The organism is Shewanella sp. 3_MG-2023 (assembly GCF_030548765.1).
In the GTDB taxonomy this organism is placed as follows: Bacteria; Pseudomonadota; Gammaproteobacteria; order Enterobacterales; family Shewanellaceae; genus Shewanella.
In genome coordinates this window covers 1-25,653 of sequence record NZ_JAUOSH010000009.1, presented here as the reverse complement: position 1 = coordinate 25,653, position 25,653 = coordinate 1, and the positions used below count along the sequence as shown (strand labels likewise).

Here is a 25,653-nt window from a genome sequence, read left to right as displayed (position 1 = left end):
GTTTGTTTCAAAATCCTGCATTTATGATCCATTTCTGTGTTTTTTTTAATGTGTTCTTTCCCTTCGGATAAATTATTTAATCAATAAATTCAGTGTCTAATGTTTAGTTTCTAACCATTTTAGTGCAAAGCGCCAAAAGCTGGCATGTAACCTGAAACATTTTTAGGCAGTTGAATAATTGTTTAGGTAATGGAAGGGAATAAATATGACCACAAGACCGCTAATATTTACAGACATGGACGGTACTTTACTTGATCACTTTGATTACAGTTTCTCCAGCGCAATAGCGGTAATTGAAGGATTAAATGAAAAGCAAATTCCTATTATCCCTAATACCAGTAAAACGTTTGCCGAAATGGAAAAGTTTCAGCAAACCATTGGTTTTAACTCACCGTTTATTTCAGAAAATGGCGCAGTGATCTACATTCCCATTGGTTACTTTGACACTCAGCCTCAAGACACCTTTACCCAAGGGTATTATTGGGTAAAAGAATTTTGTGAGCCAAGAAGCCATTGGTTAACCTTACTGGAAACCGAGGCCAAAGCATTTGCAGAAGATTACCTTGGTTTTTCATCTCTGACAGCCGAAGAGCTTTGTGAGCTAACGGATTTAACCCCAGAAAAAGCCACACTGGCCTTGGTAAGGCATTACTCTGAGCCGTTATTGTGGACCGGTGATGACACTCGAAAGCAAGCCTTTATGGCCCATATGAATAGCCTAGGCGCGAATATGCTCCAAGGCGGGCGTTTCTTACATGTTGGCGGCCATACAGATAAAGGCTGCGCCATGGACTGGTTAGCCCAGCAATATGCCAATGCTTATCAAACCAGCGTGCAAACCATTGCCCTCGGTGACAGTGGTAACGACAGCGCCATGCTAGAGGCGGCTGATATTGCCATTCAAATTAAATCTCCCACTCATACTTTTCCAAAAATCGATACCACATCAACACCGATTCAAAGTAGCCAATACGGCCCTAAAGGCTGGGCAGAATGCCTAGAAGCTTTGTTTTTAAACCCAAATTCTTCAACATCATTGAAGCTTGAGGAGGCATAACATGGCTGATTTTTACCAAAATGGCATAGTGACTACCCTACATAATCTGACCCAGCGTACCCATGAAGAGATGGAGCAGGACTTACTTAAATTTGCTAAAACGCGGCCGTTAGGGCTGATTTTACCTTCGCTGTATTCAGAGCTAGAGGGTGAAGCCTTACCTGCAATTATTAGTAAATTAAAAGACGTGCCTTACTTAAATGAAATTGTGATTGGGCTTGATAGGGCCGATAAAGAGCAATATAAACAGGCGCTGGGTTTTTTTAATCAGCTGCCACAACACCATAGAGTACTTTGGAATGACGGCCCCAGACTGCAAGCCCTTGATGCTAAATTAAGTGAGTTGGGCCTTGCGCCGAAAGAGCTCGGTAAAGGCCGTAACGTTTGGTACTGCATGGGTTATATTTTGGCGTCCGGCAAAACGGAATCAGTGGCACTGCATGATTGCGATATTGTCACCTATGAAAAATCCCTGCTGGCAAGATTGTTATATCCGGTGGCCAATCCACAGTTTAATTACGAGTTCAGTAAAGGTTTTTATGCCCGCATGTCCAACGGCAAAATTAATGGCCGCGTGTCTCGACTATTGGTCACGCCATTGATTAAAGCCTTACAAAGAGTGGTGGGTCATAATGATTATTTAGAATATATGGACAGCTTTCGTTATCCATTAGCCGGTGAGTTTTCATTTAGACGTGATGTGTTAAACGATTTACGTATTCCCAGTGATTGGGGCTTAGAGATTGGGGTGCTGAGTGAGATGCATCGTAACTATGCTCATAACCGTATTTGTCAGGTGGACATTGCGGATAATTACGATCACAAACATCAGGATTTATCCCTAGATAATGCGGAAGCGGGCTTATCAAAAATGTCGATTGATATCACCAAGGCGTTTTATCGTAAATTGGCTACCCAAGGGGAAACCTTTAGTACCGAAGCCTTTAGAACCCTAAAAGCGACCTATTATCGTATCGCCCTCGATTATGTGGAAACTTACCATAATGATGCGCTTATGAATGGGCTCACCACCGATATCCATACTGAAGAAAAAGCCGTAGAAATGTTTGCCCAAAATATTGTGACCGCTGGGCAGCGTTTTCTTGATAACCCAATGGAAACCCCTTTTATGCCAACATGGAGCCGGGTGATCAGCGCTATGCCTGATGTGCTTGAGCAGCTCAAAGAAGCGGTAGAGGCTGATAATGCAGAGTTTATGTAATTATGAGTGAGATTTTAGGATACCCGCGAGCAGGGCAAGCTCGCAGGTTTGAAGAGGTCAAAATGGCAGACATTAATGCACTTAAGCAAAAGCTAATTCAGCAGTTAGGTTGTATTTATCAAGATATCACACTAGATGTGTCAGTGGATGATCTTGCTGAGCAATTGATTAACACCATGAATATTAGTGTCGATTGTGATGAGCCACATCCCTATGCCAATCATTGGTCGCAGCACGATGTCATCATGATCACCTATGGTGATAGCATTATTCAAGAGGGGCAAAAGCCGTTATCCATTCTTGCAGAATTTATGGATAACTACCTTGAGTGCATCAATGGGGTGCATATCTTGCCATTCTTTCCTTATAGTTCGGATGATGGCTTTGCTGTAATTGATTACTCAAGTGTCAATGATGCCTTAGGTGATTGGTCGGATATTGAGTTAATTGCCAACAAACGCAGATTAATGTCTGATTTAGTGATTAATCACTGCTCTAGCCGTAGCGCGTGGTTTCAAAACTTCATTAAAGGTGAGGGCCTAGGTCATGATTACTTTTTTACCGCTAAGCCTGAGGATGATTTATCTGCGGTAGTGCGGCCACGGACATCTGATTTACTAAGGCCCACAGATACCGCTAAAGGTCTGCAGCATGTGTGGTGCACCTTTAGTCATGACCAAGTGGATTTTGACTTTAGAAACCCGCAAGTGCTGCTGGAGTTTGTGAAGATCATCAGACAATACCTTGATGCAGGCGTGAATATTTTCCGTTTAGATGCAGTGGCGTTTTTATGGAAAATCGTCGGCACTAAATCGATTAATCTAGTGCAAACCCATGAAGTGATTAGATTACTACGCACCCTTATTGAGCATGCGCAACATAATGCGGTGGTGATCACCGAAACCAACATACCCAATACCCAAAACCTAACCTATTTTGGTAATGCTAACGAAGCCCATTGTATTTATAACTTTTCATTGCCGCCGTTATTGATTAATACCTTGATCACTGGCAGTTGTTTATACCTTAAACGTTGGCAGATGAGTATGCCGCCCGCGCAGGACGGCACCACTTACTTTAACTTTATTGCCTCCCACGATGGTGTAGGGCTAAGACCTGCTGAAGGCTTATTAGATGAGGATGAAATTAACACCCTAGTGGAAACCATGGTGTCATTTGGCGGCAAAATATCTAGCCGCACCTCTGAAGAGGGGGAGCAAAAGCCCTATGAAATGAACATTGCTTTAATTGACGCCTTACAAGGCACAGTGAAAGGTAAAGATGAGTTTGGTTTAGCTCGCTTTAGCTGCGCCCACGCGATTATGCTGGGGCTTGAGGGCATACCAGGTATTTATATTCATAGCTTGTTAGGCACTGGTAATGATTATGAAAAGCTAGCCAATACCTCCCATAACCGGGCTATTAACCGTCATCGCTGGGACTATGAAGAGCTAAGTCGATTACTAGCCGATGATAATAATCATCACAGTAAAGTGCTGGCATCATTAACTAAGCTAATTAGTATTCGTACACGGCAGCGAGCATTTAACCCTAATGCGACCCAGTTTACGTTGCATTTAGGTTTACAGTTATTTGGTTTCTGGCGCCAAAGCCGTGATAGACGACAAAGTATTTTTTGTATCAGTAATATTACCGATCAAGTGATGGAGCTGCCGTTGGCTGAACTGAATTTAATTGGCACTGAAACCTGGTTTGATCTCATTGATGGTGAGGTGATTGCAGACATTAACGCAGTGATGTTACTTGAGCCCTATCAAACGGTGTGGATCAGTAACGTGGCTTAGTGAAAAAAACAATAGTTTAAAAATAAAACAACTTAAAACCAGCAACCTAAAGCAAAGGGCTAACTTTGCTTTAGGTTAGCTGTTTATATCGTTATTTTTTAGCTAAAGTGCTGTTACTTAGCTAAAGTATATTGCTTTAAAATACCTTCTAAACCATTCGAAGATTCATTTAAATTGGTGGCGATATTAACTGATCGCTGCGCACTATCCTTGATGCTTTCTGCTTGACCGCGAATATCTTTAAGCTGGCCGGCAATATCCCGCGCTGCCGCACTTTGCTCCTCTGATGAGGTTGCTATTTGGCTACTCATATCAAACACATGGCTAATAGAGCCAACCATTTGATCCACATCGTTACCGACAGACTCAATGGCATTACGGCCTTTATCTGCCTGCGCCACAATATCGGTGGTGATGTGCGAAAGAGTATTAGTGTCTTGCTGTAGTCCCTCAATCATGGTTTGAATTTCAACCGTGGCTTGCTGGGTGCGACTGGCTAAGGTGCGCACTTCATCAGCAACCACGGCAAAGCCTCGACCTTGCTCACCGGCGCGAGCCGCTTCAATAGCAGCATTTAGGGCTAACAGGTTGGTTTGTTCTGAAATGCTGTTAATGGTGGTGACCACAGCGCCGATATTAGCGGCGGCGGTAGATAACTCAGCGACAGAGCTTGAGGCTTCTGAAATTCTGCCTGTTAAGGTGCTAATACGGGTAACGGCTTCAGTAATTTGCACCTGGCTGTTATTAGCTTGGGCTGAGTTGAGCTGAGTCTGCTCAGAGGTATTCGAGGCATTGTGGGATACTTCCTCAATGGCTGCGGTCATTTGCGCCATAGCAACTGATACCGTATCTAAAAAATCATGTTGGTACTGGGTTAACTGCTCACTTTGTTGCGCCTGTTGATTAAACTCAACCGCAGCACCAGCTAGTGTTTCAGCATTAACTGCAATGGCTGACACCATTTCACTCATATTATCGGCGCTGCGATCAATTTCACGGGCAATAACACTGAAATCATCGCTACCAAAAAAATTCAGTCGCTGGCTTAAATCACCGTCTGCAAGGCGCTTAATGGCAATATACATATCCCACAGGCCGCCACCAAGGGAGGTCGAGATCCAATAGCAAACCAGATATAAGGGCAATAAGCTCAATAAGGCTATCATCATTATGTTTTTAGTAGCTGATTTTGCTGCCATTTCAATTTGGGTGACATTAATAGTGGTTACAAGTGCTTGATTGCCAACCGCAGCACTGACGGTAATGTTATCGCCGCTACGTTTGGCGGCGCTCATATAACCCACAGACGCATTTATTTGTCGGGCAAAGTCAGCAAGTGCATCGTCTGATAAGTTTTGAGCCTTGGCACTGTTCGCGTAAGCATCAATGGTTGTTTGGGCAAATTGCTGTGATGACTGGCTTATTTGGCTATTGCTATTAAGGTAATTTGTCAGTGCTATAGCTGCGGTAAAAAAGGTGACTAGGGTACAAATAACCCAAAATTTACCATTTAGGCTCAGCTTAATTAGTACGGCATCGACTTTGCGAAAACTAATTTGTTTCATTTGAAATCCTCGGCGTAAGCCTTAGTCTTGGTATGTAACTGATATAAAAGGAATAGCTTTAAAATAAATTGACGCTAATCCCAGTGTTGAATGATTGGCGTTATTTGCCTTATTGTTAAAAGACCGCCGCATACAAACATATCGGCAATTGGCGGTAAAAGTTTAATGGTAATCTTGTTTATATCCGAGGCAAAACAGAGGGCAAAATTGGCGAGACAATTAGCTTTAAAGATAAATTAAGCGCTTATATTTAGGGCGTTTATTTTATTATGTTGGGTTAAATTTGCTAGTTTGACTTATTGTTAGTGGCGCTGCTTATATTTTAAACAGAGTTTATTAGCTACTTTGTCGCAAGCTGTCATTAGGCCGCAAAAATAATTATAAATACAGGTACAGGTGAAAGTACAAATAGTGAAGGATAACTATTCTAAGCCAGGTATGGATATCGATGACATCCTGTCAGACCTTCATTGCTGTTTTCATGCACTTTTTTTAATTTTTTAAATACCATTAAACTCATACACCAATCATGTAGCCAGCTTCACAGTGCTCATTGAATGTGTATAAAGGAATTATCCATGAGCCAAGACACGGAATTAGTCATCAATGAAATTACCCAAGATGCGAAAAATATGGCGCGACTATGTTGGGTTGGCACCTTGTTTTTCGGCTTCATTCCGGCGCTGGTATTGTTGTTTGTGAAACAAGATGATGACTATATCCAAGCACAATCAAAAGAGGCGTTGAATTGGTTTCTCACTGGTGTCATTGGTTATAGCATTGGGTTTATGCTTTTCTTTAGCTTAATGGGAGTCATGCTTACTTTAGTATTGGCTATCAGTCATTTGGTCTTTTGTACCATAGGCGCTTTAGCCACCTCCAAAGGCGACAGTTTCCGCGTGCCCTTAGCCTGCGATTAATTAAGTAAACTGAAGTCAAATCCCATGGTGACAGTTTTAGGGGCTGAAAAATGTATATAGCAGCCACTAGGGCCTTTATCGCGTGTCAGTAATGGGCTTTTTCAGTAATTTACGTTGCAGCGTTCTTCTGTGCATCCCCAATAGCCTTGCCGTGGCAGAAATGTTGCCATTATTGGCGGTCAGAACCTGTTGAATATGCTCCCACTCTAGTAGCTTGGGCGAAATCGGCTGCTCAGACAATAACGGCTCATTTTGCTCATTGGGGCTAACATTGAGGGCGTTTAATAAGGTTTGGGTATCAGCGGGTTTGGCTAAGTAATTGTCGGCACCTAATCTGATGGCTTTAACTGCAGTGGCAATACTGGCGTAGCCCGTTAGTAATACGATTAATGCGTTAGGCAGGTATTGGCGCAGCGGGGTGATTAACGCTAAACCATTCTTATCGGCCAATTTCATGTCTAATAAAATATGACTCGGTGCATGCTGGCGGGCTTTTAATAAGCTTTGCTCCGCACTGTTACATTGCACGCAGTTAAACCCATGACGGCTTAAGCGGCTGGCGAGCACGGCGGCTAAGGCGCTATCATCTTCAATAATGAGTAAGTTATTCATACCTAATAAGCCTATTTTTCTATGGGTAAGGTTACAGTGGCAATCATGCCTTGCTCTGGGTTGGGTTGTAGGGTTAGTTTGCCGCCTAAGCGCTCAAAACTGGCATGGCTTAATAACACTGCAATCCCTAAGCCTTTGGGGCTTTCAATCATTTTATGGCCAAGTTTTTCCAGCAAACTTTCAGACATACCTTCACCAAAATCGTAAATGCCAATGCTTAGCCCAACTTGTTTATCTAAGGTGATTTTTATCGCTACTTTTTGGGTTTGAATATTTTCCTGACTGGCTCTGGCGGCATTTTCAATTAATGCCAATAATGCCGGTAATAGACTCATATCGGTGAGAATTTCTACTCGGTCAGCGTTGTCAGCCAGGGTTAAAGACAGCTGAATTTCAGGCATGAGTAAATTAACTTGCTCTTGCAGGCTACTGGTTAAATTATTCACGGTTTGCGAGTGCATTTTTTCCGATCGAATAGACTCGGTGGCCTGCCTTAAATCTGTTAGGCTTTTCTCGCAGCGATTCAGCGCCTTATTCATTTCAAGCTGTAAGTGACCCGCTTGATTATCTTCGCCAAGCTCTTCTAATAATAGCCTTAAAGTGGCCAGTGGCGTAGCCAATTGGTGAGCCATTTGTGCTGATACTGTGCCCAGCGCCAATAGCTTTTCTTGGCGCATTTGCGCTTCGCGCAAGTAATGTAATTGGGCGTTTTTTTGGCGAATTTTTTTAGCAATAAACGCCACCGTGGTGGTGAGTACTAATGCTGAAATAACAAAGTTAAACCACATGCCTAAGTAGTGGGAACTCATGTCCATACCATGGTGCATGCTGTGATCGGGTTGAGTAAAAATCATCGCACTGTAGGCGGCGGTAGAAATAAGCGCCAAACACCAAGGGGCCCATTGTGGCAACATGACAGCAGCGATGGCGATAGGCAATAAAAGCAATGAAATAAAGGCATTAGCTGAGCCACCAGTACAATACAGCCATATAATCCAAAATAGGGTATCTAGCAATAAGGTGGCAAACAATAATTGGTTTTGGTTAATGGCGTAACGAACGCGAAAGCCAATAGCGACATAGACAGCTTCAACAGCAAGAATAAAGTTGAGTTCCATTGGTGGGGCGGTTAAGCCAAATAACTGAGTCGCAAATAAGATCAAGCCTATTTTTAATAGCCAATAAATGAGCCGTAATGCGGATAGTTGTGCTGTTGGCGTGCCCATTAAAGCCGCTGATTTTGCGACGTTATTATTGTGGATTTTATTATTATTGATTTGATTATTGGTCACGTTGTTATTGTTTACCTTTTTTATTTTTAGTGGGGTAAATAACTTGGTATAAGTGATGATACATTAATTGAATTATGCAGACTTTAACATCACATCTTGTTTATTTTGTGCGGAGGAGCAAAGCAAGCGTTTTAGGCGGTATTCCCTTTTGCATCAATGAAATATATTTATCTTTTTCGCCAGCTTTTTATAGTAAAAAGCCAAACTATGATGCTGTTATCCAATGCCCAGTAGTATTAAATGCCCAGTAGTATTAAATGCCCAGTATCAATTACCCAGTATCGATGACCTAGGCTGAAATTATTAACTCATAAAGCGATAATATGGTTTATATCGTTCTGTTTTAAAAGGTTAATTTGACTTGCTAATATCAATCGTGGTTATATTTTAAACCTTGAGTGCCACTGTGATGCTTTAATCAAGCTGTTATTGGGCATTAAGTATCAATATAGATAGTAAAGGACAACTATTTTAAGCCCTGATATGGATATCAATCATATCCTTTCAGATCTGCTGGATAGTGTTTATTACTTTTTCTATTTGCTACGAACTAAATACTAAATACTAAATACCGCTAAAGTCTTGCACCCAGTTTTAGTGGGTTCATTGGGTGTCTATAAAGGAATGAATAATGAGCGAAAATACCGACGTAGTGATAAATGAAATTTCACAAGATAGTAAAAATATGGCGCTGTTGTGCTGGATTGGTACCATCTTTTTTGGGTTTATCCCCTCGTTGGTGTTGTATCTAGTCAAAGAAGATGATGCATACCTTAGAGAGCAGTCTAAAGAGGCGCTGAACTGGTCAATTACTGCCACCATTGGTTATTTCATTTCGTTCATTCTTACTTTCATTTTAATTGGGGTGTTATTTACCTTGGTATTGGGCGTTTGTCATTTGGTCTTTTGCATTATGGGCGCGATTGCCACATCAAAAGGTGATAACTTTCGCGTGCCATATACTTTGCGATTAATTAAGTAAATCTGCTGTCAGTTATTGAGCCATTAATGGCTCAATAACGTCTATTAACAACGAAAGGATATTGTTGTGGAAAGTAATGTTTTTGACCGTCGCAATACAGACGACACCCTGATCAGTCCCACTTTTTATAATCTTGTTATTGGCTTAACACTCTGCTGGGGCTTTGGCGTTAATTGGTGGATGGTGACAAATATTTCACCGCAAGCAATTGCAGATATTAATTCGTGGGTGTTTTTTATCGGGTATTTTGCGTCATGCTTTTTGGGTGTTTATCTATTTTCCTCATCTGATAAACCCATTGTTAGTTTTGCTGGCTACAACTTTGTGGTGGTGCCATTTGGCTTCATTATTAATTTAGTGGTGAGCCAATATGATGCCGCATTAGTATCAGAAGCCATTCGGATTACAGGGCTAGTGACTATCGGCATGATGTGTCTAGGAACGTTATTTCCGGCGTTTTTTAGCAAAATCGCTGGTGCGCTAACCATTGCTTTATTGTTAGTGATTGTCGTTGAGCTGATTGAAATATACGTGTTTGGTATTCATCACGGCATATTAGATTGGATTGTGGTGCTGATTTTTTGTGGCTACATAGGCTATGACTGGGGCCGTGCCAATCAAATTCCGAAAACAGTAGATAATGCTATTGATAGTGCTGCAGCCCTGTATATGGATATCATTAACTTGTTCCTTAGAATTTTGCGTATTCTGGGTCGTAAGTAAAATCGAGTAAGGCAACACCAACAGAGCCATAAGGCGCTGTTGGTGTCAGTCAGATCATCCAAGGAGAAGCCTGTTGCAACTCGTAAAACCAAGTGGCTACTACCAGCAAAGCTATATTGATTATATTACCGAGCTAGGGGATGAAGAGCGCTACCCGTTTCCGCTTTATTTTGACCACAGTGATTTTGGCGCAATGCTCGAAAAAATCAGTGACTTTGCCCGAGGGCAGAATTTACCTGCAGGTTATGTGGCCAGTGAAACTTATTGGTTAGTGGAAGGTGATGAGCTCTTAGGTGTCGCCAATTTACGCTTAACTCTCAATGATAATATTCGTTATTGTGGCGGCCATATTGGACTCGGTATTCGACCGCGTTTTCGAGGTAAAGGCTTAGGGGTTGAATTGCTGGCGCAAACTATCGCATTGGCAAAGGGTAAAGGCATCAATGAGCTGCATATTCATTGTTATAAGCACAATCTTGCCTCGGCAAAAATGATCATCGCCAATGGTGGGGTGCTTGATTCTGAAATTGAATTAGATACTCAAAGCAATGAGAAAAATCAGCAAGATAACGCTGCGGCAATAATACAGCGCTATCGAGTATCTTGAATTAGAGTTAACTCGCGAGCTGGCTGACGGCTTGAGTGAGTTTTTCGGCAAGTTCTGGGTTCGTTAATGTACCTGTTTCTACATCAAAATTTTGATAAAAGCTGGGTACCGACAAAGTGCCTTTTACATCAGCGGCAAAGTAGGGCGCTGATGTGGTTGCGGCGGTTAATACCGTGTTAGCACCGCCAGGGCCTGGTGAGGTGGCTAATAATAGCGTTGGTTTATTTTGAAACAGTTTTTGATCAATACGTGATGTCCAGTCAAACAGGTTTTTGTAGGCTGCAGTGTAAGAGCCATTATGCTCTGCAAATGAAATCACTAAAGCATCTGCCTGGGTGATTTTATCAAAAAAGGCTTGTGCCAATGCAGGCTTGCCTAACTCTTTTTCTCTATCTTCGCTAAATAATGCTATTTCATAATCGTTAATATCTAACAATTCTACTTCCGCGCCATCGACTAAATTAGCGGCTAAGTTAGCGGCATAATGTGCCAAGGTTTTGTTGATTGAATGACGACTACTGCTTGCTGCAAATGCTAATATTTTCATGTTATTGCCTTATTTAAATCGCTGATATTGTAAACACCTAAAACCAAAGCGATGGATGACTAAAGTGTGTTTGCTATTAACTTATGCAGCTACTGTACGGCTTTTTTGCGGATTGATTAAGTTAGTTGTTGGATATTTATTGTTTCCATATAACTCGTAATAGTGGTTTTTTAAGCTATTTTAATCTTTATTGGAATGAATTACGCCGTTATAGTGGCACAAATACAGTAACAATGGCCGAGCGTGATGGATCAAGATACAAAGCTATTTGATGGTGTGGTGATTTTTACCCAAGTGATCGAGCTTGGGAGCTTTTCGTTAGCGGCAGAAAAAACCGGCCATTCCACTTCTTATGTCAGTAAAACTGTCACAAAATTAGAGCAGCGGCTTCATACTCGATTATTGCATCGCAGCACGCGTTCGCTGAGTTTAACCGCAGAGGGCAAGCTGTTTTATCAGCAATGTCAGCAAATGGTCGCCGATGCCCAAGCGGCAATCAATATGATCGATAGCAGCTTAATGACCCCCAACGGCACTCTAAAGATTAGCTGCCCAGTGACCTTTGGCTTGCAATATTTACAACCCATTTTGTCTTTGTATATGCGCATGTATCCCGAGGTAAAGCTAGACATTGATTTTAGCGATCGCCATGTGGACTTAGTGCAAGAGGGCTATGATTTAGCGATTCGAGCCACCGGACAATTAACTGATTCGAGTTTAATCTGTAAACGTATTGGTCAATTTCATGCGCATGTTGTGGCAACACCGCAATACCTTGCAACACACGGAACCCCGCAAGTACCCAGCGAGTTAACTGAGCACCAATGTATTTGCTATAGCAATTTAAAGCAGCCAGGTCGCTGGCTGTTTGAACATGCTGATGGTCGCTCAGAAACGGTAACTGTGGCGCAAGTGATTGGTTGTAATAATGCCGATATGGAACTGGCGATGGTGCTCGATCATCACGGTATTTGCCGCTTACCCTCATTTTACTTAACAGCAGCGCTTGAAAAGCAACAGCTCAGCATACTGTTTGAAGATTACATTCAACCTCAAATCGACATATATGCGGTTTATCCTAGCCGTAAGCATTTATCCCCAAAAGTTCGCCGCTTTATCGACTTGCTGGTGGAGCATATGTCTGTTTACTAAATATAATACTGGCTAGCTTGTGTAACTGTTGTGGACTACTTAGTTTGAAGTTTTTCATCGGCACAGCATTCATCTTGTAAAAAGCTGATTACAGCTTGCAGTTTGTCAAATTCGGCGACACAAAATAGGGTGCGTCCTTCACGGCGCTGGGTGATTAGCCCTGCAGAGGCTAAACTCGAAATGTGATGCGAGAGCGTCGAACCCGGAATGGCTAAGCTTTGTTGAAGTCCACCGACAGCAATACCTTGATACCCTGCGCGTACGACTTTATTGAAAATGGTTAATCTTGTTGGATGGCCTAATTCTTTCAATGCTTTAGCTATAATTTCGATATCCATGTCCAATCCTGTTTAAAATTATATTTCGATATTACTAGAAATATCTTGATCTCGCCAGTGCCATAATCTATATTTCGACTATTCTAGAAATATGGATTTATAAGCCATGAAAGATTTACTATTAATTAATTCAGATATGCTTAAACAAACTTTGCACATGTTTTTATTTTTGGCGGTAGAGCTGACCTTGCTGTTTCTGGCTATCAGTTACTTTGTTGGGGTGCTACAGCAATTTATTCCGCCAGCAAAAATTCAGCAAATATTGAGTGGTAAAAACGGTAAAGGTTATATCATTGCCGCTTTTTTAGGGGCGATTACCCCTTTCTGTTCTTGTTCTACCATTCCATTTTTAAAGGGCTTACTCAGAGCAAAAGCAGGCTTTGGCACCATGATGGTGTTCTTGTTTGCAAGCCCCTTACTCAATCCCATTATTATTGGTTTATTCGCAGTGACTTTTGGGCTGCAAGTGACCTTATTTTACTTTGTCATAGCAATGGGAGTGTCGGTTATTGCAGGTTACAGCCTTGAAAAATTAGGCTTTGAAAAATATGTCAAAGCTGAAGCCTATCTAACAGCTGAAGTGAAGGGTGGATGCGGTAGTTCGTGTAATGGTAAAGCGGCAAAACCTCTCAGTAAATGGGATAAAGTTTTCAGTAAAGCATTGTGGAACACCACTTGGTCTGACTTTAAAAAAGTATTGCCATATCTTATCGGTGGTATCGCTGTTGGCTCGATAATATACGGATTTATGCCTACGGAGTTTGTGGCTAGTGTGGCTAGCGAAGATAACTGGTTTGCGATTCCAATAGCGGCAGTGGTTGGCATTCCACTGTATATTCGCGCTGAAGCGGTAATCCCATTAAGCGCCGCATTGGCAGCCAAAGGGATGGGTTTAGGTGCTGTTATGGCGTTAATTATCGGCAGCGCAGGGGCGAGTTTAACTGAGGTTATTCTACTGAAATCGATATTTAAAAATCAGATGATTGCCGCATTTTTAGTGGTAATTTTATCTATGGCGATGTTGGCTGGTTTTGCTTACCAATGGATCTTTTAGTGAATTGCCAAGCATCTAAGATAAGCGCTTAAGATAAGTGCTTAAGATAAGTGCTTAAGATAAGTGCTTAAGATAAGCGTCGAGGCTAAGCTTTAGCCGTTTAGCTAACAATCAAAAAAGGAGGCAAATAATAATGCCTCCTTTGTCTTTTACCTAGATTTAGCCTTTACCGAGCTTTGGCTTTTAGCTCGATTTAGCTATAAGCACCGCTAGAATATTGTAGTTCATAGCTGTGGCTATAAATTTCGATGATATTTCCGAATGGATCTTCCATATAAATCATGCGGTATGGCTTTTCACCCGGGAAGTAATAACGTGGTGCTTTCATACGTTTTTTACCGCCAGCAGCAACAATTTTTTCCGCTAATTCTTCAACGTTTGGATCTTGAACTGAAAAGTGGAAAATACCAGTTTTCCAATATTCAAAATTATCTTCAGGGTTTTGCTGATTTTTAAATTCAAACAGTTCAAGGCCAATGCGATCGCCCGTAGACATGTGAGCGATTCTGAAGCGTTCCCAGCCTGCGCCAAATACGTCGGTACACATAACCCCGATTGCACTGTCATCTTCTTTTACTTCGGTAGGCTCCATGATCACGTACCAGCCGAGGACTTCACTATAAAACTTAACCGCTTCCTCTAGATTAGGTACTGACACCCCGATATGAGAAAAAGTACGTGGGTATGGATTATTGGTATTGAATTTATCATTACCCATAGCGCCAGCAAGCTTGGTTGGCTCAGTGCCTGTGGCTGCCATAACCGATGCGGCAGTAGTGGCGGCAACAGCGGCTGCAACGCCCACGCCCATTGTTTTTAGCATGTTTCTGCGGCCTAGGTTTAAGTCGTTACTTTTAGCATTGCTGCTGTCATCGTGGTTGCTCATGGTGCATTCCTCATTAACTGGTGTAAATTTGATGAGCGAATTGTATACAGACAAGGTTTTAATGAAAAATTATCAATATTTATAGGAACAATAAAATTATGTAATGTTGGTTTGCTTTGAGTGACGTATCAATCCTATGGGTTAAACAAAGATCATGAGCAGGTGCCTTCACGGGTAAGCTTGCGGCTGTAAACTGCTTTTAATGATAAAGCGCTTTCTATTTGTGGCTAATCTGGTAGATATAGTTTTTAGCCGTCATACTCATTTAAAGGCCGTGATCTATTATGAAATCTGTATTCGATTATTTACGCTTAATACTATTTGTCTCAGGGGTATTACTTGGCGTGCAAGTGCCTGCTTTTGTTGATCAGTATGGTCAGCGATTGCAAGCTCATACCCAAGAAGCAAAATTGAGTTTAGCCGAGTTTGAGCAAGATGCAGATCGATTTTTTGCTGGTGATATTCAACAGCTCATAGCCCATTATCAGCATAACCCTGACCAAGTTTTTAGTGCAGGTGGCGACAGTATTCAAGCCATTTATCAACGTTATCAGTTGCTAAATGGGGCACTTATGCAGTTCAATCAAACGGCTTTTAGTGGTTTTGAACAGGTGGCATTTGAGCCAATGAAAGATATACGCCAAGAGGTATGGCACAACTTTAGCCATACCATCATGCTCGATACACGGGCGATAACCATAGGTTTAGTGCTCGGTTTTTTATTATCACTGATATGTGAACTTTGTTTGCTGGGTTGTGGCAAAGGCTGTCGACATGCATATCGAGCACTAAAACCGACATCGGTTAAAGTGAACTCACAATAAGCTCAACGCGAACAACAGCTAAAGCCCATACAGTTACTCAGTGTTTGTAATGCTGCTTTAGCGCTATGCTGTTGAGCACATTATTCAATAAATAAGGATTTACCATGATTGAACAAGGACACACGTTACCTGCAGGCACCTTAGGCGAATTAACCGCAACAGGCATGGTAAGTCATGATGTTAGTACGTTATTTTCTGGTAAAAAGGTGGTGTTATTTGCTGTACCGGGTGCTTTTACACCCACTTGCTCAGAAGCGCATTTACCGGGTTTTGTGGTGCTTGCTGATCAACTTAAAGCTAAAGGGGTTGATGCCATTGCTTGTGTATCTGTCAATGATGCCTTTGTAATGAAAGCCTGGGGGGATGCGCAAAATGCCAGTGAACTCATGATGCTAGCAGATGGCGATGCAAGTTTTACCAAAGCATTAGGTTTAGATATGGATACCGCAGGCTTTGGCGGTATTCGCTCCCAGCGTTATGCGATGATTGTCGATAATGGTGTGGTAACCAGCTTAAATGTGGAAGCGCCAAAGTCTTTTGAAGTCAGTACTGCAGAAGCGATATTGAGCGCTCTGTAAAACTGCATGTAAGAATGCTTCTATCAGCTTGGCTGATTTGTATGCCTGAGTTGTAGCTATGAGTCGTCAATTAATGAAGCCAGCGCTGATGTCGCTGGTTTTTTTATTTGGCTTATACTGAATTGCTATTTTTCTAATCACTCAAGGATAAAAGAGTCGAAAAACATTGATCTAAATCAAATGCATGTTTAATATCTATCAAAACATGCATTATGAATACATATTAGAGGTTGTTTATGTTAGATCAACATACGATTGACGTTGTTAAAAGCACCATTCCCTTATTAGAGTCAGCTGGTCCTGCGCTGACGACGCATTTTTATCAACGTATGTTTGAACATAATCCCGAGTTAAAAGATGTATTTAACTTGACCCATCAGCATTCTGGCGGACAACCGCTTGCCTTATTCAGTGCGGTGGCCGCATACGCAAAAAATATCGATAATCTTGCCGTGCTAGGCTCAGCAGTGGAGCGCATTGCTCATAAGCATACGGGTTTTTTAATTAAACCTGAGCAATATGCCATTGTTGGTGGCCACTTATTAGCAACCCTAGAAGAGTTAGGTGGCGATGCCGTTACTGAAGAAGTCTTAACAGCTTGGGGTAAGGCTTATGGTTTCCTTGCTGAAATCTTCATCAACCGTGAAGCTCAGCTTTACCTGCAAACAGCACAGGCTCAAGGTGGCTGGGAAGGGACTCGCCGTTTTGTCATAAAGTCGAAAACCCCAGAGTCAACGCTGATCACTTCGTTTTTGTTAGTGCCTGAAGATGGTAAAGAAGTGATCGACTTTATTGCTGGTCAATACTTGAGTGTATCGCTTGAGCATGATGAACTTGAATTTAAAGAAATTCGTCAGTACTCGTTATCAGATGCGCCTAATCGCAATACTTATCGCATCAGTGTGAAGCGAGAAGCGGGCGGTAAAGTATCTAATCTGCTCCATGATCATTATCAGCAAGGTGATGTCATTGAGGTGGTTGCGCCAGCGGGCGATTTTTCGCTGATAGCAGAAGAAAGCCCTGTGATACTGATTTCAGCAGGTGTGGGTCAAACGCCGATGATGAGCATGTTAAACCAGCTTATTGCTCAAAAATACGCAAATAACATCACTTGGATACATGCTTGTGATAATGGCGCAGTACATGGCTTTAAAGAGGTAATTAAGGCAAAGACAATCGCTAATGAGCAGCTGCAAAGCTATGTTTGGTATCGTGAGCCAGCAGCACAGGATTTACCAGCAGAAGATTTTGATTTTGAAGGTACTGTAGAACTCGAAAAAATCGCTGAGCATATGTTACCCAATGGGCAATATTACTTCTGTGGTCCTATTGGTTTTATGAAAGCCGTTAAGCAGCAATTATTAGCGCTTAATGTGCCAGAATCACAACTGCATTATGAAGTATTTGGCCCTCATGCTGATTTATAATGGCTGAGGCTTAACTAAAAAAGCGACTCTATGAGTCGCTTTTTTTATGCTTATTTTTGGGTATTAATGACGGCTAATAGGCAGCCACACTTGGGCATGCAGCCCGCCTTCTGGGCGGTTTTTAAGGAGGATCTTACCGTGATGCCTATCGATAATACGTTTAACTATCGCTAACCCTAACCCCGAGCCCACAGAGCCTCTAGCGCTATCGCCTTGGGTAAATGGCTGGAATAGTTCATCAATTTTAGTTTCATTAATACCAGGGCCATTATCTTCAACAATAAAGCTGACGTATTTGGCTTTATGGATTGAGCTAATTTTTATCCAGCCGCCACCGTAGCGAAAGCCGTTTTCAACAAGATTACTTAATACCCGTTTAATGGCCACACTTTGAAAGGACACCATAGGGCCTTCTTGCAATTGCAGCTCGATATCACCTTGTCGATGCATTTCTTGTTGGGCGATTTCGCGAATAAGGCGGTTGATATCATTGGGTTCCCGGGCGCTTTCTTGGTCATGGCGCACATAGGCAATAAACTGATTAATGATGTCGTCCATGTCTTCAATATCGGTGATGATGCCATCTTTTAGATATTGATCTTCTTCCACCATCATTTCAGATGCTAGGCGAATACGAGTCAGTGGTGTGCGTAAATCGTGGGAAATCCCCGCCATCAATAGCGCGCGATCTTGCTCCAACTGCTTCATGCTGTGAGACATTTGATTAAAGGCGTGAGTCACTTCAACGATTTCAGAAGAGCCGCTTAAGGGCAATGGCGCAGGAAATTCCCCTTTTGATACTGTAAAGGCCGCTCGCTGTAGGCGTTTAAGTGGTTTATTAAGACGCCGAGCAAATAACCAGCCTCCAGCGACACTTAAGGCGCCAATAACCAATAAATATAAGGTCAGTGGCGATAAATCATTTTCGTTTAGGCCAGTCAGCGGTACTTTAATCCACACCGAGGTGGCTTGAGGTGGACGGATCCACACTTCTAACTGAGTCCCTTGGGAAAAGCGCACTTCTGCTTCTCCGCCTAAATACTCAGACATTTGTGCAGATAAAAATCCATAGTAGGTCGCACTGTCTACCCCAGCTTCAATGGCGCCTTGTTGGTTATAGACTTTCATCTCATCGTCACGCACTTTGGCGTTTAGGGCATCGACAATGGTGAGGTGTTCACGGCTGATCTCTACGCCATCAATAAATAATAAGTTGATTTGCCGTGCGATCAGTTGATTGATTTGTTCGTAACTGGGTTTAATGAAATAAACCGTCACCGATAAGTAAGACACCAGCTGATTAATCAGTAGCAAGCTACCAATTAATAGTACGGTTTGACTGAATGAATTACGTGGCAGGAAACGCTGCCACCATTTCAGTTTTATGGCTTGAGCTTGGCTAATAAGGCTTAACCTCGAGCGGTGCCGTCAGGCACGAACACATAACCTAAACCCCAAACCGTTTGGATATAGCGGGGATTAGCAGCATCGACTTCAATTAAGCGGCGCAGACGGGATACTTGTACGTCAATTGAGCGCTCAAGTGCAGAGTAGTCACGGCCACGGGCAAGGTTCATTAGTTTGTCCCGCGATAGTGGCTCCCTAGGGTGTGAAACCAACACTTTTAATACCGCAAACTCGCCACTGGTTAAGGCAATGCTTTTATCTTCATGAAACATCTCACGAGTGGCGAGGTTAAGGGAAAACTCACCAAAGCTAATGACTTCTTCTTGTTGCGCTGGCGCACCTGGTACTTCAGCCGTTTGACGGCGCATAACGGCTTTAATACGTGCGAGCAATTCCCGCGGATTAAACGGCTTAGGTAAGTAATCATCAGCGCCAAGCTCTAGACCAATGATACGGTCAACTTCGTCGCCTTTGGCGGTCAGCATAATAATAGGAATGGGATTTTCTTGTTGGCGTAAGCGGCGACAAATCGATAATCCATCTTCACCGGGAAGCATTAAATCTAACACTAACAGGTGGAAGTTTTCTCGCTCTAATAAGCGGTCCATTTGCTCGGCATTTGCTGCACTGCGAACTTGGTAACCTTGCTCCAGCAGATAACGTTCCAATAATGATCTGAGTCGCATGTCATCATCGACAACGAGAATTTTAGATGTTTCTTGGCCCATGACATATCCTTTGGCTAAATTTCGGCACTAAATACAGTTATTAAGCTAAATATAGCGACTTTATAAGAGTGCAAACAAGCGCTGGATGAATTGTTTGCTAATTGTGAGGGGTAATATGATCAATAACAAGGATTAAGTCTATGAAAAAAAGTGATTTTAATGGCATTAAATTGATTAAGGGAAATTGTAACTAAATCAGTTTTTACGCAATAAGGTTGAACAGGAGTCAATCACGCCATCATCATTACTGTCCAATAAAAAAATAAGCTGGTTATCGTGCAGCTTAATATTAAACGCGGCAGCGGCGATATCATTTAAGCGGTTAAAGCCGATTTGTTGGTTATCATCGTATTCAGCTTGAAAGTAGACTTCGCCTGAGTCCATTTGGTGTTGATATTGACCCCACTCCATGCCGGTATTTTCATCATCATGATCCAAGTTGATTTGTAATTGCACATACAAGCCATTATTGAGCATCAATACCGCAAATAAATCATCGAACTCCTGATTGTACCAATAACCTTCAATACTTTGAGCCTGCAGCTGATGATATTCAATAATGACATCAATTGAGCTGTCGCTTTGGGAGTCCATATTGAGCTGTAAGCGCTCGGCACTGGCATTGATATAGACATGGCTTTTACTACGGTCAGTGAGCAATGTTATCAAGCCTTCTGCAGGATTATTACTGAAGGTGGGGTTAAAACTAATGATCAGCGGTAAGTCAGCAAAGTTGCTGCTTTCAGATAAGGTATAACTGCCCCATTCGGCAAAGCTATTTTCAGGCTGGAGTAGGTCAAGCCCCAGTTGCAGGTAGGAGCCGTCTTCATTGATTTGTAATAGCTCAATGTAATCTGTTTGCTGATTGAGCCAGTTACCGACAATATTTTGCGGTACATAGCTCAGCGCCATTAGCTTAAAGCTAACAACAAGCAGTCCAACAGCCCAAAAGATTTTACTGTACATAAAAAATCCTTTTATTCATCTTATTCAAAGCTCGCTTCCATGCAGGTATTAGGGGGAGAATGGACTTTTGCTTGAAAGCTCAGCGATTTGGCTATAGACAGTACTATTATCAGCGCTTGAACCAAGATTAAAAACTAAGCGCTAAAGCACTATATATCGTTAAGGCCAGCTAAATAAATACAACTTTAAGTCTAGTTAAATATATCTATAGGGCAAATTTTAGTCGCTAAAACAGCCTTAAACTGCATGCTTTGCAGTGCAAAATTCTACTTTTGTTTGAGGCTTTGAGGTTTTCTATTAGCTAAACGGTGTAGGATATTTTATTGATATACCAATCTTGGGGGCCATTGGGGGTGGGAACAACGGCATCATCATCGATTTCTTTTTTCAATAATGCCCGCGCCATGGGTGAATCAATGGAGATATAGCCTTTGGCATCGCCATAAATTTCATCGGGACCAACTATACGAAATGCCAGTGTGTCGCCAGCATCATTTTCAATTTCGACCCAAGCGCCAAAGAACACTTTACCTTCTTGCTCAGGAGCATACTCAACCACTTTTAAGTTTTCGATACGCTTACGTAAAAACCGCACTCGGCCATCAATTTGACGTAATAAGCGCTTATTCTCTTTATAATCGGCATTTTCTGAGCGGTCTCCAAGGCTCGCCGCCCAAGCCACTTTTTTGGTGATCTCAGGACGATATTCACGCCATAAATAGTTCAGCTCAGTTTTGAGTTTAGTTATCCCTTCAGGGGTGATGAGATTGGTTTTCACGTTGCTAGCCTTGAATAAATGAATCAACGAATGGTAAATATACTGGGTATTAAGAGGATCGCCAATGGCGTAATGATGAGTTTATGAAAATAGCTTAGCAGGTGAACATTTTTACGACAGCAAACGCATTTTTACGAAGTTATACGTTACATAGCCATTTTTAGTTGTGATATGAAAGAGGGGGGGGGCTTACTGGCTGTGCATCCAGATCCAAATTGGACAGTATGCATTAGCTGATAATGGCTACAAGTCATTTCTTTTAGGTTATGTCTGGGCCACATTTGCGCAGAATGGCATGCTGTGAGCTTTGCTTTTAAAATATTAAGAGCAATCAAATTTGGTTAATTGCTCTCATGGTAGTCCTATCTGTTGGCTGTTTTTTAAGCCAATGTTTTATGACTCTGATTTATGACGCTGGTTTATGAATTTTCTGTTTGGAGTTTTATTTGTAAATCGTTCAGAGTGATACCGATTAACAGACCGACTCCGCGGTAGAACTCAGTTTGTGAATGTGTATCGACACATCGAATAAATTGAGGTAACCATGGCTTTAAGTGATCGCAGATGAGCATAGATGCCAAATCGGATCTATTTTCACTGAGCAAATTTGCAAGTACCGCAAGTATTAACCCAATATGATCACTTGGCCCTTTTTGAGGTGGTGTGACGTCGATTTTATTTCGTTTGCAAAACTGTTCAAATTCAACACAACTTTGCCCACAAACTAGGTTATCTTTATCTGTGTAAACAGAGCCCCATGGGTAAGCCGATTTAACGCCAGGACCAACAAAGAGTTGGTTAAAATCATTTCGCAATTCAGTGAAACTGTGTTTGTTCAACGAACGTTTCATTTCATCGCAAATATCTTCTGTAGGCGTGATCAGCTGAGGCCAGTTTAAGATGATTTCATCGTTAATGCGTTGATACATATTTTCAGTAGGCGTATTTAATAGCATACAAGATAGTACATTACAGATAGCAGCTGAATTTTCAAAGTCGACTTGGTTCATTTCTATCTCTGTAGTTATTTTCACTTAAAGTAAGCATGGGTGATACCCACCCATGCTTTATTACTTACAAGGCTTACACTTCGTTTATGTTTTGAATCGAACCGTCAGAGCGGTCATTATAACGATTAACGGTGATCAGTAAGTTAGGGTCAGTAATGCTACTACTTGGTAGTGGATTTGCTTCACCTCTTACAGCCTCTGGATATTTTTGCTCTAGGATGTCAATAGTGTCGAAGTCCAACGCACGTTGTGGGCATGACTCAACACAAGACGGTTTTTTACCAAGTGCAATTCTGTCTTTACAGCCGTCACATTTAGTCATTACTTTACGTCGAGTATCCAGCTGTGGTGCATCATATGGACAAGCACGTGCACAGCTAGAGCAACCAATACAAAGATCTGTTGCAATGTCGACTAAACCATCTTCACGGCGCTTATGCATCGCACCTGTTGGGCAGCTTTTTACGCAAACAGGAGTATTACAATGGTTACAGCTAATAGAAACGTAGTAAGCAAATACGTCATTAATGTATACGCCATCAGCGACTTCTTGGAAGCTACCGCCGCCATACTTATAAGTGCGGCGTAAAAGTGGCCCTATATCGATATCATTCTTATCTTTACAGCTAATTTGACATGTCTTACAACCACTACATTTTTGTGTATCTATATGAAAACCATATTGGGTAGAATTATTCATAATATCTTCTCGTTACCGTCAGTTATGCTAGGCGGATTTCAACTAAGTTAGTGTGTTGTGGGTTACATTTACCAATAGGTGTTGGGTGATATTTGGTTAATGAGTTAACGTTGCCACCAATGTCGACTTTGCCAGTCAAGTTATCGCTATTTAACCAAGCACCTTGAGCCAGCGAGGTGACACCTGGCATGATCAATGGAGTGACTTTAGCGGCAATAATGACACTGCCTCGACTATTTTTAATTTCAACTTTAGCGCCATCAGTGATACCGCGTTCAGCTGCATCTTTAGGGTTGATCCACACGGCATCTTCATAGGACTCTTGAAGCCATTTAATATTATGGAAACTAGAATGAGTGCGACTTTTGGTATGATGACCAATTAGCTGTAGCGGGTATTGCTCACGTGTTTCAGTGTCTTCGTAGCTTTCCCAAGTTTTATGATACATAGGGATAGCTGGAATAGAGTCACCTTCAGGTAGATCCCAACTCGTTGACATTTCAGCTAATGTTTCTGAGTAAATTTCAACTTTACCGCTTGGCGTGTTTAATTTATTTGCATCTGGATCCGAGAAGAATGCACTAAATGCGATGTTTTTAAATTCAGGGTTGGCTATTTTATATAAACCGCCTTCTACAAGATCTTTATAATCTGGTAGTTTGGTATTGTTAGCTTGATCGCGCTGATAAAGCTCAGTTAACCATTGGTTGTAATCTTTACCCTCAAATACAGCGCCTTCTTTACCCAAGCGTTTCGCTATTTCATAGGTCACTTCAAAGCAGCCTTTAGCATCTACAGGGCTGTCTACAGAAGTAGTCATAGGAATAACCGTCTCTTGGTTAGTCCCACCAAATGCACTGACATCGGTATGTTCTAAATCAGTGAAATCAGGTAACAGGATATCGGCGTATTTTGCACTTGGTGTCATAAAGACATCGTGTACTAAAATAAATAGCTCATCCGTTTCTCTGCTAGCTAAAAGCTCATGTGTTGCAAATGAATCTGAATGCTGATTTATCAGTGCGTTGCCTGCATAGTTCCAAATGAATTTGATATTACTATCAAGTTTATCAACGCCTTTTAAGCCATCTTTCTCAGGCGTGAACTCAGTACCACGCTCAATAGCATCACTCCAAGTGAAGAACGAAATGCTGCCAGGGTAAGGATTATTACCTTTAGGAGAAAGGCTAATTGAACTTCTTCCGTGACCAGGCCAGGTACCAGAGTTTGTACCTTGAATGCCCACCTTACCTAGTAGTAGAGGTAGCATTACAATTGAACGTACGCTTTGCTCACCAATAGCATGGCGTTGTGGACCTAAGCCTTGGCAGATAAATGGGGTTGATGCATTCATCAAATCTCGTGCTAGATCTTCTATATCACTAGCTGCAATACCGGTAATTTTTTCAGCCCAAAGTGGGGTTTTCGCAATACCATCTTCACCTAAACCTAGGATGTGTGACTTATAATCGCTCCCAGCTTTTGCAGTTGCAGGTAAGGTATCGCTATCAAAACCGATGCTGTATTTGTCTAAGAAGGCTTTATCAGCTTTGCCCTGGTTAATAATCTCATAGGCAACAGCTTCACATAGCGCTGCATCAGTACCTGGACGAATCGCCAGCCATTTGTCTTCTTTTCCCAAAGATGAGTCAGAGTAGCGAGGGTCGATCATGATGACCTTTTTACCCTTTGTACAAGTACTCCAATCATAAGTACCGCCACCGCCACTCATACGAGTTTCAGCAGGGTTAAAACCAAATGCGACCACTAAATCACTGTGGAACATTTCAGTGTAAGTACTTGAAGCATTCCCACCATAAGTATGCGACATAGCAGCTAATTGTTGTGATGAACTATAAGTACCGTAGTGGCTTAAGTAGCCGCCCATCTCACATAATAATTTAGCGCCCCATTGACCTGCCCAGCGCCAGTCACCGCCAGAATAATTAGCGTATAGGCGGCCGGTTCCGTAATGAGGATATACCGCTGAAGGGCCCGCTTCGTTGTACACTTTTTGAAGGTTTTCAGCGATGGTGCTGAAAGCTTCATCCCATGAACAAGGAACGAAACTGCTCGTATGACCACGTGGGCCAACACGTTTCATCGGACCGTTAAGTCGGTCTGGAGAGTAAACTTTTTTACGGCTTGAGCGACCTTTTAAACAGGCTCTCACTTGGTGCGTACCAAACTCATCACCACCGACATCATCGGTTTCAACACGAGTAATTTTACCGTCAACGGTAATAACTTTTAATGGACAGTTATGGCCACAGTTACAAGTGCAGCAAGACCAATCTATTTTCTCATCAACAGGTGGCGGTGTTGGGGTCACATTGGCATCATCTGAACTGGTTTTACAACCAGTTACCGTTGCTGCGCAGCTTAATGCGGCGCTGGCTTTTAAAAAACTTCTACGTTCCATTGATATATCCTCTCGTAGCATTAACGATGCGTCTTAGCGCAATTGGTAGGT

25 protein-coding genes are annotated in these 25,653 nt (G+C 42.0%); 12 read left to right on the top strand and 13 right to left on the bottom strand.

The window, feature by feature from the left end:
- Positions 1–205: 205 nt before the first annotated feature.
- The 3 genes from Q4591_RS06925 to Q4591_RS06915 all read left to right on the top strand — a co-directional run bounded on the left by Q4591_RS06925 (position 206) and on the right by Q4591_RS06915 (position 4,084).
- The gene (locus Q4591_RS06925) at positions 206–1,057 is read left to right on the top strand and encodes a mannosyl-3-phosphoglycerate phosphatase (protein ID WP_303460122.1); all 852 of its coding nucleotides are present in this window, start codon (positions 206–208) and stop codon (positions 1,055–1,057) included.
- A gap of 1 nt (position 1,058) precedes the next feature.
- Positions 1,059–2,279 carry a glycosyl transferase gene (locus Q4591_RS06920; RefSeq protein WP_076538328.1) on the top strand — a complete coding sequence of 407 codons (1,221 nt, stop codon included), beginning with the start codon at positions 1,059–1,061 and terminating at the stop codon, positions 2,277–2,279.
- A gap of 62 nt (positions 2,280–2,341) precedes the next feature.
- Positions 2,342–4,084 (top strand): sugar phosphorylase, encoded by a 1,743-nt coding sequence (locus Q4591_RS06915; protein WP_303460119.1) that lies wholly within the window; start codon positions 2,342–2,344, stop codon positions 4,082–4,084.
- A gap of 113 nt (positions 4,085–4,197) precedes the next feature.
- Here the strand turns inward: Q4591_RS06915 and Q4591_RS06910 are convergent, their stop codons facing one another.
- A complete protein-coding gene (locus Q4591_RS06910) occupies positions 4,198–5,649 on the bottom strand; it encodes a methyl-accepting chemotaxis protein (protein WP_303460116.1) in 1,452 nt (483 codons plus the stop codon).
- A 578-nt stretch (positions 5,650–6,227) separates the two neighbouring features.
- Between Q4591_RS06910 and Q4591_RS06905 the strand changes: the two genes are divergently transcribed.
- Positions 6,228–6,569, top strand: coding sequence for a DUF4870 domain-containing protein (locus Q4591_RS06905; RefSeq protein ID WP_102520294.1), 342 nt, complete (start codon positions 6,228–6,230; stop codon positions 6,567–6,569).
- Positions 6,570–6,644: 75 nt separating this feature from the next.
- Here the strand turns inward: Q4591_RS06905 and Q4591_RS06900 are convergent, their stop codons facing one another.
- On the bottom strand, positions 6,645–7,181 hold the full coding sequence (locus Q4591_RS06900; RefSeq protein WP_303460112.1) for a response regulator transcription factor: 537 nt from the start codon (positions 7,179–7,181) through the stop codon (positions 6,645–6,647).
- Between the two features lie 11 nt (positions 7,182–7,192).
- Entirely contained in the window at positions 7,193–8,473 is a 1,281-nt protein-coding gene (locus tag Q4591_RS06895; RefSeq protein WP_347230803.1) for an ATP-binding protein, read from the bottom strand.
- Between the two features lie 631 nt (positions 8,474–9,104).
- On the opposite strand from Q4591_RS06895, the gene Q4591_RS06890 reads away from it, so the two are divergent.
- From Q4591_RS06890 to Q4591_RS06880, 3 genes are all read left to right on the top strand, one after another.
- Entirely contained in the window at positions 9,105–9,455 is a 351-nt protein-coding gene (locus Q4591_RS06890) for a DUF4870 domain-containing protein (RefSeq protein WP_102439402.1), read from the top strand.
- A gap of 60 nt (positions 9,456–9,515) precedes the next feature.
- Entirely contained in the window at positions 9,516–10,178 is a 663-nt protein-coding gene (locus tag Q4591_RS06885) for a Bax inhibitor-1 family protein (protein WP_102439403.1), read from the top strand.
- 73 nt (positions 10,179–10,251) lie between these two features.
- Positions 10,252–10,785: a GNAT family N-acetyltransferase gene (locus tag Q4591_RS06880; RefSeq protein ID WP_303460109.1), complete on the top strand. Its 534-nt coding sequence runs from the start codon at positions 10,252–10,254 to the stop codon at positions 10,783–10,785.
- Between the two features lie 7 nt (positions 10,786–10,792).
- Here Q4591_RS06880 and Q4591_RS06875 read toward each other — a convergent pair whose 3' ends face one another.
- Positions 10,793–11,332 carry an NADPH-dependent FMN reductase gene (locus Q4591_RS06875; RefSeq protein ID WP_102439405.1) on the bottom strand — a complete coding sequence of 180 codons (540 nt, stop codon included), beginning with the start codon at positions 11,330–11,332 and terminating at the stop codon, positions 10,793–10,795.
- 246 nt (positions 11,333–11,578) lie between these two features.
- Here Q4591_RS06875 and Q4591_RS06870 point away from each other — a divergent pair, with 246 nt between their 5' ends.
- Positions 11,579–12,484, top strand: coding sequence for a LysR family transcriptional regulator (locus Q4591_RS06870; protein WP_303460104.1), 906 nt, complete (start codon positions 11,579–11,581; stop codon positions 12,482–12,484).
- 35 nt (positions 12,485–12,519) lie between these two features.
- Here the strand turns inward: Q4591_RS06870 and Q4591_RS06865 are convergent, their stop codons facing one another.
- Positions 12,520–12,822: a helix-turn-helix transcriptional regulator gene (locus Q4591_RS06865; protein ID WP_303460101.1), complete on the bottom strand. Its 303-nt coding sequence runs from the start codon at positions 12,820–12,822 to the stop codon at positions 12,520–12,522.
- 106 nt (positions 12,823–12,928) lie between these two features.
- On the opposite strand from Q4591_RS06865, the gene Q4591_RS06860 reads away from it, so the two are divergent.
- Positions 12,929–13,876: a permease gene (locus Q4591_RS06860; protein WP_303460098.1), complete on the top strand. Its 948-nt coding sequence runs from the start codon at positions 12,929–12,931 to the stop codon at positions 13,874–13,876.
- Positions 13,877–14,069: 193 nt separating this feature from the next.
- Here Q4591_RS06860 and Q4591_RS06855 read toward each other — a convergent pair whose 3' ends face one another.
- Positions 14,070–14,594, bottom strand: coding sequence for a lactoylglutathione lyase family protein (locus tag Q4591_RS06855; RefSeq protein ID WP_076538443.1), 525 nt, complete (start codon positions 14,592–14,594; stop codon positions 14,070–14,072).
- 452 nt (positions 14,595–15,046) lie between these two features.
- Between Q4591_RS06855 and Q4591_RS06850 the strand changes: the two genes are divergently transcribed.
- The 3 genes from Q4591_RS06850 (at position 15,047) to hmpA (ending at position 17,591) form a co-directional block, all read left to right on the top strand.
- Positions 15,047–15,586 (top strand): DUF2937 family protein, encoded by a 540-nt coding sequence (locus Q4591_RS06850; protein WP_303445876.1) that lies wholly within the window; start codon positions 15,047–15,049, stop codon positions 15,584–15,586.
- A gap of 104 nt (positions 15,587–15,690) precedes the next feature.
- Positions 15,691–16,164, top strand: a complete 474-nt coding sequence (locus tag Q4591_RS06845) for a peroxiredoxin (protein ID WP_102439409.1) — start codon at positions 15,691–15,693, stop codon at positions 16,162–16,164.
- Between the two features lie 236 nt (positions 16,165–16,400).
- Positions 16,401–17,591, top strand: coding sequence for an NO-inducible flavohemoprotein (gene hmpA, locus Q4591_RS06840; RefSeq protein ID WP_102530986.1), 1,191 nt, complete (start codon positions 16,401–16,403; stop codon positions 17,589–17,591).
- Positions 17,592–17,654: 63 nt separating this feature from the next.
- Here hmpA and envZ read toward each other — a convergent pair whose 3' ends face one another.
- From envZ to Q4591_RS06805, 7 genes are all read right to left on the bottom strand, one after another.
- On the bottom strand, positions 17,655–18,977 hold the full coding sequence (gene envZ / locus Q4591_RS06835) for a two-component system sensor histidine kinase EnvZ (RefSeq protein WP_102439411.1): 1,323 nt from the start codon (positions 18,975–18,977) through the stop codon (positions 17,655–17,657).
- A 23-nt stretch (positions 18,978–19,000) separates the two neighbouring features.
- Positions 19,001–19,726, bottom strand: a complete 726-nt coding sequence (ompR, locus tag Q4591_RS06830) for a two-component system response regulator OmpR (RefSeq protein ID WP_102475949.1) — start codon at positions 19,724–19,726, stop codon at positions 19,001–19,003.
- Positions 19,727–19,921: 195 nt separating this feature from the next.
- Positions 19,922–20,692 carry a hypothetical protein gene (locus Q4591_RS06825; RefSeq protein WP_303445879.1) on the bottom strand — a complete coding sequence of 257 codons (771 nt, stop codon included), beginning with the start codon at positions 20,690–20,692 and terminating at the stop codon, positions 19,922–19,924.
- A 301-nt stretch (positions 20,693–20,993) separates the two neighbouring features.
- A complete protein-coding gene (gene greB, locus Q4591_RS06820; RefSeq protein WP_303460093.1) occupies positions 20,994–21,470 on the bottom strand; it encodes a transcription elongation factor GreB in 477 nt (158 codons plus the stop codon).
- Between the two features lie 419 nt (positions 21,471–21,889).
- On the bottom strand, positions 21,890–22,480 hold the full coding sequence (locus Q4591_RS06815) for a molecular chaperone (protein WP_102475947.1): 591 nt from the start codon (positions 22,478–22,480) through the stop codon (positions 21,890–21,892).
- A 73-nt stretch (positions 22,481–22,553) separates the two neighbouring features.
- Positions 22,554–23,180: a DMSO/selenate family reductase complex B subunit gene (locus Q4591_RS06810; RefSeq protein WP_102475946.1), complete on the bottom strand. Its 627-nt coding sequence runs from the start codon at positions 23,178–23,180 to the stop codon at positions 22,554–22,556.
- Positions 23,181–23,202: 22 nt separating this feature from the next.
- Entirely contained in the window at positions 23,203–25,602 is a 2,400-nt protein-coding gene (locus Q4591_RS06805) for a DMSO/selenate family reductase complex A subunit (protein ID WP_102530987.1), read from the bottom strand.
- Positions 25,603–25,653: the final 51 nt, after the last annotated feature.

What these genes read in the sequence shown, in the direction of transcription:
- Q4591_RS06925 (WP_303460122.1), top strand. Translation starts at nt 206, where the DNA reads ATGACCACAAGACCGCTAATATTTACAGACATGGACGGTACTTTACTT.
- Q4591_RS06920 (WP_076538328.1), top strand. Translation starts at nt 1,059, where the DNA reads ATGGCTGATTTTTACCAAAATGGCATAGTGACTACCCTACATAATCTG.
- Q4591_RS06915 (WP_303460119.1), top strand. Translation starts at nt 2,342, where the DNA reads ATGGCAGACATTAATGCACTTAAGCAAAAGCTAATTCAGCAGTTAGGT.
- Q4591_RS06910 (WP_303460116.1), bottom strand. Translation starts at nt 5,649, where the DNA reads ATGAAACAAATTAGTTTTCGCAAAGTCGATGCCGTACTAATTAAGCTG.
- Q4591_RS06905 (WP_102520294.1), top strand. Translation starts at nt 6,228, where the DNA reads ATGAGCCAAGACACGGAATTAGTCATCAATGAAATTACCCAAGATGCG.
- Q4591_RS06900 (WP_303460112.1), bottom strand. Translation starts at nt 7,181, where the DNA reads ATGAATAACTTACTCATTATTGAAGATGATAGCGCCTTAGCCGCCGTG.
- Q4591_RS06890 (WP_102439402.1), top strand. Translation starts at nt 9,105, where the DNA reads ATGAGCGAAAATACCGACGTAGTGATAAATGAAATTTCACAAGATAGT.
- Q4591_RS06875 (WP_102439405.1), bottom strand. Translation starts at nt 11,332, where the DNA reads ATGAAAATATTAGCATTTGCAGCAAGCAGTAGTCGTCATTCAATCAAC.
- Q4591_RS06870 (WP_303460104.1), top strand. Translation starts at nt 11,579, where the DNA reads ATGGATCAAGATACAAAGCTATTTGATGGTGTGGTGATTTTTACCCAA.
- Q4591_RS06865 (WP_303460101.1), bottom strand. Translation starts at nt 12,822, where the DNA reads ATGGATATCGAAATTATAGCTAAAGCATTGAAAGAATTAGGCCATCCA.
- Q4591_RS06860 (WP_303460098.1), top strand. Translation starts at nt 12,929, where the DNA reads ATGAAAGATTTACTATTAATTAATTCAGATATGCTTAAACAAACTTTG.
- Q4591_RS06855 (WP_076538443.1), bottom strand. Translation starts at nt 14,594, where the DNA reads ATGGGTAATGATAAATTCAATACCAATAATCCATACCCACGTACTTTT.
- Q4591_RS06850 (WP_303445876.1), top strand. Translation starts at nt 15,047, where the DNA reads ATGAAATCTGTATTCGATTATTTACGCTTAATACTATTTGTCTCAGGG.
- Q4591_RS06845 (WP_102439409.1), top strand. Translation starts at nt 15,691, where the DNA reads ATGATTGAACAAGGACACACGTTACCTGCAGGCACCTTAGGCGAATTA.
- hmpA (WP_102530986.1), top strand. Translation starts at nt 16,401, where the DNA reads ATGTTAGATCAACATACGATTGACGTTGTTAAAAGCACCATTCCCTTA.
- ompR (WP_102475949.1), bottom strand. Translation starts at nt 19,726, where the DNA reads ATGGGCCAAGAAACATCTAAAATTCTCGTTGTCGATGATGACATGCGA.
- Q4591_RS06825 (WP_303445879.1), bottom strand. Translation starts at nt 20,692, where the DNA reads ATGTACAGTAAAATCTTTTGGGCTGTTGGACTGCTTGTTGTTAGCTTT.
- Q4591_RS06815 (WP_102475947.1), bottom strand. Translation starts at nt 22,480, where the DNA reads ATGAACCAAGTCGACTTTGAAAATTCAGCTGCTATCTGTAATGTACTA.
- Q4591_RS06810 (WP_102475946.1), bottom strand. Translation starts at nt 23,180, where the DNA reads ATGAATAATTCTACCCAATATGGTTTTCATATAGATACACAAAAATGT.
- Q4591_RS06805 (WP_102530987.1), bottom strand. Translation starts at nt 25,602, where the DNA reads ATGGAACGTAGAAGTTTTTTAAAAGCCAGCGCCGCATTAAGCTGCGCA.